The organism is Vibrio sp. 10N.261.55.A7, assembly GCF_002877365.1.
GTDB lineage: Bacteria > Pseudomonadota > Gammaproteobacteria > Enterobacterales > Vibrionaceae > Vibrio.
The window spans coordinates 1-6,002 of record NZ_MCWZ01000048.1 but is presented as its reverse complement, the minus strand read 5'-3'; the positions used below and the strand labels follow the sequence as shown (position 1 = coordinate 6,002).

At 45.3% G+C, this 6,002-nt stretch carries 6 protein-coding genes and 1 pseudogene; 3 read left to right on the top strand and 4 right to left on the bottom strand.

The window, feature by feature from the left end:
- Positions 1–143: pseudogene (locus tag BCU12_RS04595) on the bottom strand (protein kinase); the annotation flags it as partial.
- Positions 144–417: 274 nt separating this feature from the next.
- Between BCU12_RS04595 and BCU12_RS04590 the strand changes: the two are divergent.
- The 3 genes from BCU12_RS04590 to BCU12_RS04580 all read left to right on the top strand — a co-directional run bounded on the left by BCU12_RS04590 (position 418) and on the right by BCU12_RS04580 (position 2,660).
- Positions 418–609 (top strand): hypothetical protein, encoded by a 192-nt coding sequence (locus tag BCU12_RS04590; RefSeq protein WP_102403189.1) that lies wholly within the window; start codon positions 418–420, stop codon positions 607–609.
- Between the two features lie 527 nt (positions 610–1,136).
- The gene (locus BCU12_RS04585) at positions 1,137–1,754 is read left to right on the top strand and encodes a hypothetical protein (RefSeq protein WP_102403188.1); all 618 of its coding nucleotides are present in this window, start codon (positions 1,137–1,139) and stop codon (positions 1,752–1,754) included.
- 27 nt (positions 1,755–1,781) lie between these two features.
- Positions 1,782–2,660: an SDR family oxidoreductase gene (locus tag BCU12_RS04580; protein ID WP_102403187.1), complete on the top strand. Its 879-nt coding sequence runs from the start codon at positions 1,782–1,784 to the stop codon at positions 2,658–2,660.
- 196 nt (positions 2,661–2,856) lie between these two features.
- On the opposite strand, the gene gnd is transcribed toward BCU12_RS04580, so the two are convergent.
- The 3 genes from gnd to zwf form a co-directional block, all read right to left on the bottom strand.
- On the bottom strand, positions 2,857–4,305 hold the full coding sequence (gene gnd / locus BCU12_RS04575) for a decarboxylating NADP(+)-dependent phosphogluconate dehydrogenase (RefSeq protein ID WP_102403186.1): 1,449 nt from the start codon (positions 4,303–4,305) through the stop codon (positions 2,857–2,859).
- Between the two features lie 28 nt (positions 4,306–4,333).
- Positions 4,334–5,050, bottom strand: a complete 717-nt coding sequence (gene pgl, locus BCU12_RS04570; protein ID WP_102403185.1) for a 6-phosphogluconolactonase — start codon at positions 5,048–5,050, stop codon at positions 4,334–4,336.
- The coding region (gene zwf / locus BCU12_RS04565; RefSeq protein ID WP_102403184.1) for a glucose-6-phosphate dehydrogenase at positions 5,047–6,002 on the bottom strand (956 nt) is incomplete at its 5' end. The genes pgl and zwf, both read right to left, overlap by 4 nt.

The window sequence follows — 6,002 nt, the reverse complement described above, 5'->3', positions numbered from 1 at the left end:
AGCTGATTATTCGATAGATCCAGAATTTCAAGTGAATCGGCAAGTTGCAAAATTTCTAAAGGAAATTCGGTTAATTGCTGTGAAATTGTCAGGCGTTTAATGCCTTGAAGCTGACCACTTTTTAACTGCTCTAACGTATGCAAACTGAGACCCTATGTACTGGTTATAATTTTGAAGCGCGTAGTGTACTTGGAGTAATAATAAAAGGCGAGGGAGATTCGATTCAGCCTCCATGTCATTCGCTGATATTGAGATGAAAATAAACGCAAAAGTTGTATTGAATAAACTATCGATAAGAGTCGCAATCTTCGCCGTGAGGATCACCAAAAGAGGTTTTTTGATAACGATTTAGCTTAATTTTCATCCAGAAATGAGATGATGTTGGTGGTGATTTTAGACACATCCACAGGGGGCGTTATGAATATTAAACTTGGTCATATCATGTCTTCAAGCCGACTCGTTTGTTTTGTTGCTTTTCTTGCCGCTATCTTTGCGTGGGCCTTAAGCATGCCAGTGCTGTTTATTGTCTCGGTCCTATTTTTGGTCGTGAGCGCTATTATTTACATCAGTGATCTTTCTAAGAACAGAGTCAAAGAAAAACAAGCATAGGGCTTTGAGCGGCAAGAGCTCAGCGAATAGATTGTAGATGCATCGTCATCAGTTCTTTGAATAGAGCCAACAGCATAATTAGGCACCTGAAAGAGTGTTATTCGGTTGGCTCTACTATTTTTTGGAACATCTGTTGTCTAGTTCGTAGACACCCAAACACAACCACTCCCTACAATGTCTAAATAGCCTACTAAGGCTCTGTTCTAATAGCTTCTTACCTGAATCTTGTTCCCTAAACCGAGACAATCCTGCAGTTCGGGCTCAGTCATTCTGAATTAAGTTGAAACCTCTATATTACTTCCTGTTTCGATAGTACATGGTGCGTAAAACAGAAGTTTCTTGCGCCTCTATCAAGACCATTTGGTTGGTATTAACAATTGCGCTGGATCTAATAGTATGATTATTTAGTACGTATGGTCTAAATAGTTTGACAGGTTAACTTTTGATCGCTTATTCTTTTTAGACCGATTGGTCTTTTAAGTTTACTGTCATGACGCATAAATCATGAGAACAGAAGGGGAATGAAAATGTCTGAGGACAAAACCATAATCAAAGCGGCCCACATCAATTGGGATTGCGCAGGGAAATTCAATTTTACAACAGGGTTTGGCGCGACCAAGGTTGAGGCGGCTGTTGTCAATTACGCGGCATTTTCTGCCCCAGTGTTACTCTATTTTTTTTCATGGGTCGAGCTTGATTGGAGTTGGCTGCAAATTGCGGTTGCCGCGTTTTTAACACTCGATATGGTGGGAGGTGTACTCAGTAATTCTCTCGGTTCAATGAAGCGTTTTTTGCATACTGATCAATCATTGCAATTAGACTGGAAAGGTAAACTAGTGGGCAGTAAATTCCTGTTTCCTGCCATCCATTTTCAGCTGTTCGCGATACCACTCTGTTTTGATATAGCATGGTCTTATGCCTTTATCTGGTATGGGATAATGATGGGTTCAATTGTGCTAATACACTTTGTGCCAATGTACTTACACCGAACGATTGCGTTGTTTATTGTGATGTTGTCGATTATTTTGGCGAACTTGATCCCTTCGCCAACCGGCCTTGAGTGGTTAGCGCCAATTTTCATCATTAAACTGGTGTTATCACACGCCGTTAGAGAAGAACCTTATCGTCCCACTTTAGCGGACTGAACCATACCCATTGTGTAGGACAAAGAAATGGCCACATATAACAATATTCTAGTGGTAGGGGCAACAGGCTACCTAGGGCAGCACATCATAAAGACGTTGCTCGATACGAACCAACGCTTTACTGCGCTGGCGAGAAATAAGGGCAAATTACTCTCAATTGGAGTGAGTGATGCTCACATTATTGAAGCTCAAGTGACGAAGCCCGATCAGCTTGTGGGTATCTGTCAGGGAGTTGATGTTGTTATCTCTTGTTTGGGTATTACTCGTCAGCAGGACGGCCTCAGTTACATGGACGTAGATTATCAAGCGAATCTTAACGTCTTGCTCGAAGCGGAAAGAGCGGGCGTGACTCGATTTGTGTATGTCTCCGCATTTAAGGCGAAAAGTTACCCCCAAGTTAGGTTACTTGCGGTAAAAGAAAAGTTTGCAGCTCGTTTACTGAGCTCCACCAAGCTGTCCCCTTGCGTCATTCGACCGAACGGCTTTTTTGTCGACCTTGAAGAGTTCTGTCGCATGGCAACTCAAGGGAAAGTATATCAATTTGGTGATGGTGCGATGAAAATGAATCCGATTGATGGGCAAGATTTGGCGAAGTTCTGCTTAGCTAAAATAGACTCAGATGAACAGGAATTCGATGTGGGAGGGCCAGAGGTTTTAACATTGAACCAAATTGCGCATCTAGCTTTTGAATCTCAAGGTAAGCTTGTTTCTATCAGATCGGTACCTGATGTGTTTCGTCGAATCCTTCTTGGGTGTATCAAAAAAATACCAGAGAAGTGGGCAGGGCCAGCTGAGTTTTTTCTGACTATGTTGGGCAGTGACGCCATTGCTCCTTACTATGGAGAGCGAAAGTTGGGCGAACATTTTTCTGCGTATTATCAACAACAGCTCGATAAGTCCGATTAACTTCAGTTGATTTATGAATTCGAGTGAGTTTGGCCTAGCTAACTCAGTTATTTATGAGTGTATTGAAACACGGCTTACGTTAGTTATAAGCGAATTCAGCCGACTGTTAGCGAGAAAAAAAGGATGCTCATTGGCATCCTTTATTCTATTTACAGCTTAAAGAACAAACACGTTCTTAACTGATTCTAACTAACGATTATACGTCGTAAGTTGTAGAAGCCGTGTCGCCGCCTGTACCAGTCCAGTTTGTGTGGAAGAACTCACCACGTGGACGGTCAGTACGCTCGTAAGTGTGAGCACCGAAGTAGTCACGCTGAGCTTGTAGAAGGTTCGCTGGAAGACGAGCTGTTGTGTAGCCGTCTAGGAACGTGAGTGCAGAAGTCATACATGGCATTGGGATGCCTGATTCCATAGACTTAGCTGCCACTTTACGCCACGCGCTCATGCAGTTGTCTAGGATACCTTTGAAGTATGCGTCTGAACCTAGGAAAGCGATCTCTGGGTTCGCTTCGTAAGCATCACGAATGTTGCCTAGGAATGCAGAACGGATGATACAACCGCCACGCCACATAAGAGCAACGTTACCGTAGTTTAGATCCCAGCCGTTTTCGTTCGACGCTTCACGCATTAGCATGAAACCTTGAGCGTAAGAGATGATCTTAGAAGCCAGTAGAGCCTGACGGATTGCATCTACCCACTCTTGCTTGTCGCCTTCAACTGGAGCAACAGTTTTGCCGAACAGTTGCTCAGCTTCAACACGTTGATCTTTAAGTGCAGATAGGCAACGAGAGAATACAGACTCAGTGATCAGCGTTAGAGGGATACCCATGTCTAGTGCGTTGATGCCTGTCCACTTACCCGTGCCTTTTTGGCCAGCAGTGTCTAGGATTTTCTCAACTAGCGCTTCGCCGTCTTCATCTTTGTAGCCAAGGATGTCAGCCGTGATTTCTACTAGGTAGCTGTCTAGCTCAGTTTTGTTCCAGTCAGCAAATACAGCCTGCATTTCGTCGTGGTTCAACCCTAGGCCATCTTTCATGAACTGGTATGCTTCAGTGATAAGCTGCATGTCACCGTATTCGATGCCATTGTGGACCATCTTAACGAAGTGACCCGCACCGTCGTTACCAACCCAATCACAACAAGGCTCACCCGCGTCAGTTTTCGCAGAGATACCTTGGAAGATAGGCTTAACCGCTTCCCAAGCTTCAGGAGAACCGCCAGGCATGATAGAAGGACCGAAACGAGCGCCTTCTTCACCACCAGAAACACCTGTACCGATGAAGTGAATGCCTTTCTCACGAAGAGCAGCAACACGACGGTTTGTGTCTGGGAAGTTAGTGTTACCACCATCAATGATGATGTCGCCTTTGTCTAGAAGTGGTACTAGAGCGTCGATGAACTTATCAACAACATCGCCCGCACGTACCATCAGCATCACTTTACGTGGCGCTTCTAGCTTCTCAACGAGCTCTTCTAGCGAGTAAGCACCAACAATGTTAGTCCCTTTCGCTGCGCCTTCTAAAAACTCGTCTACTTTCGCAGCAGTACGGTTGTGAGCCACAACTTTGAAGCCGTGGTCGTTCATGTTTAGGATAAGGTTCTGACCCATTACTGCTAGGCCAATTACACCGATATCACCTTTCATTATTTTATCTCCTTGCGGCTATTCGCACTTATGCGATAGCACTTGCTGCATTTGAATCTAGGAACCACTCTGTTTCACCAGTTTTAGACTGGATTTTTGCTGCCGGGTAAGGCAGTTCTGAAGCAGGAGTGGTATGAATTTCTTTCACGATCTCAACTTTACCTGCACCCAGTACTAGGTAGCTGATTCGTTTTGCTGCTTCTAAAACTTTCGCTGTTTTAGAAACACGGATCTGACCAGACTCAGGGTGAGAAGCCAGCACAGACAGGTTCTCATCTTGGTAATTAGTCACACCCGGGAATAGGGAAGCGGTGTGGCCATCTGCGCCAACACCTAGCAGAATCCAATCAAAAACAGGTGTACCGTTTTCAGTTGGGATCACGTCTGCCATCTCTTTAGCGAAACGCTCTGCTTCTGCTTTCGGCTCATCTTCACCACGGATGCGGTGGATGTTCTCTGCCGGAAGGTTCACGTTCGAGAAAAGTAGCGCATTCGCTTCACCGAAGTTGCTTTCAGCGTCGTCTGGTGCCACGCAACGTTCGTCGCCCCACCAGAAATGAAGGTTATTCCATTGAATGCCTTCTGCGTATGGTACTCCCGCTAAAAGCTTAAACAGCATCTTTGGTGTGCTGCCACCTGAAAGCGAGATATGAATAGGCTTACCTTGCTCACTGTACGCTTTCATCTCATTGGCTAGGTTTTCAACGACTAGCTCTGGCGTTTCAAAGATCTTGTGATTGATCATAATTCGCAGTAATCCGTGTCAGTTAAGTTTTTACATGGGAAACGCCAAGCTCTGTCGTCTCTTTGTAGAAGTTCGTCGGCCTCTTGAGGGCCCCAAGTACCACACGCGTAACCAAATAGCGCTTGTGGATCCTGTTTGAAATCTAGGATTGGCTGAACATACTTCCAGCAAGCTTCAACGGCGTCAGTGCGCGCAAATAGCGTTGCATCACCATTTAACGCATCAAGCAGTAAGCGTTCATACGCGGTCAGCATGTTGGTTTCTTGAAGGTCAGAGTAAGAGAAGTTCATCTTCACTTCTTTTGCCTTGAAACCTGCGCCTGGTTCTTTCAAACCAAAACTCATCTGAATACCTTCATCTGGCTGGATGCGGATGATCAGCTTGTTCTCTGGTGCGTCTTGACCAAAAACAGGGTGCGGCGTGTTCTTAAAGTGAATCACGATTTCAGTGACGCGCGTTGGCAGGCGTTTACCTGTACGTACGTAGAAAGGAACCCCGTTCCAACGCCAGTTGTTGATGTGCGCTTTAAGGCCAATGTAGGTTTCAGTACGAGAGTCGTCGGCTACGCCGTTCTCTTCACGGTAACCAAGCAGGTGTTGACCACGAACGTCAGACGCTGTGTACTGACCAAGAACCAAGTCTTTGCGAAGATCGTCTTCTTCAAGTGGTTTTAGACACTGAAGTACTTTGACCACTTCATCGCGGATAGAGTCTGCGTTAATTTGCGCAGGTGGCTCCATACCCACCATGGCCAAGACTTGTAGCAGGTGGTTTTGGAACATATCTCGAACTGCGCCAGAGCCATCGTAATAGCCACCACGCTCTTCCACACCTAAGAATTCTGCACCTGTGATTTCAACGTAATCGATGAAATTACGGTTCCACAACGGTTCAAACATCGCGTTAGAGAAACGAAGAACCAATAGGTTTTGAACGGTTTCTTTACCAAGGT

Coding starts and splice junctions, on each gene's coding strand:
- BCU12_RS04590 (WP_102403189.1), top strand. CDS start 418: ATGAATATTAAACTTGGTCATATCATGTCTTCAAGCCGACTCGTTTGT.
- pgl (WP_102403185.1), bottom strand. CDS start 5,050: ATGATCAATCACAAGATCTTTGAAACGCCAGAGCTAGTCGTTGAAAAC.
- BCU12_RS04580 (WP_102403187.1), top strand. CDS start 1,782: ATGGCCACATATAACAATATTCTAGTGGTAGGGGCAACAGGCTACCTA.
- gnd (WP_102403186.1), bottom strand. CDS start 4,305: ATGAAAGGTGATATCGGTGTAATTGGCCTAGCAGTAATGGGTCAGAAC.
- BCU12_RS04585 (WP_102403188.1), top strand. CDS start 1,137: ATGTCTGAGGACAAAACCATAATCAAAGCGGCCCACATCAATTGGGAT.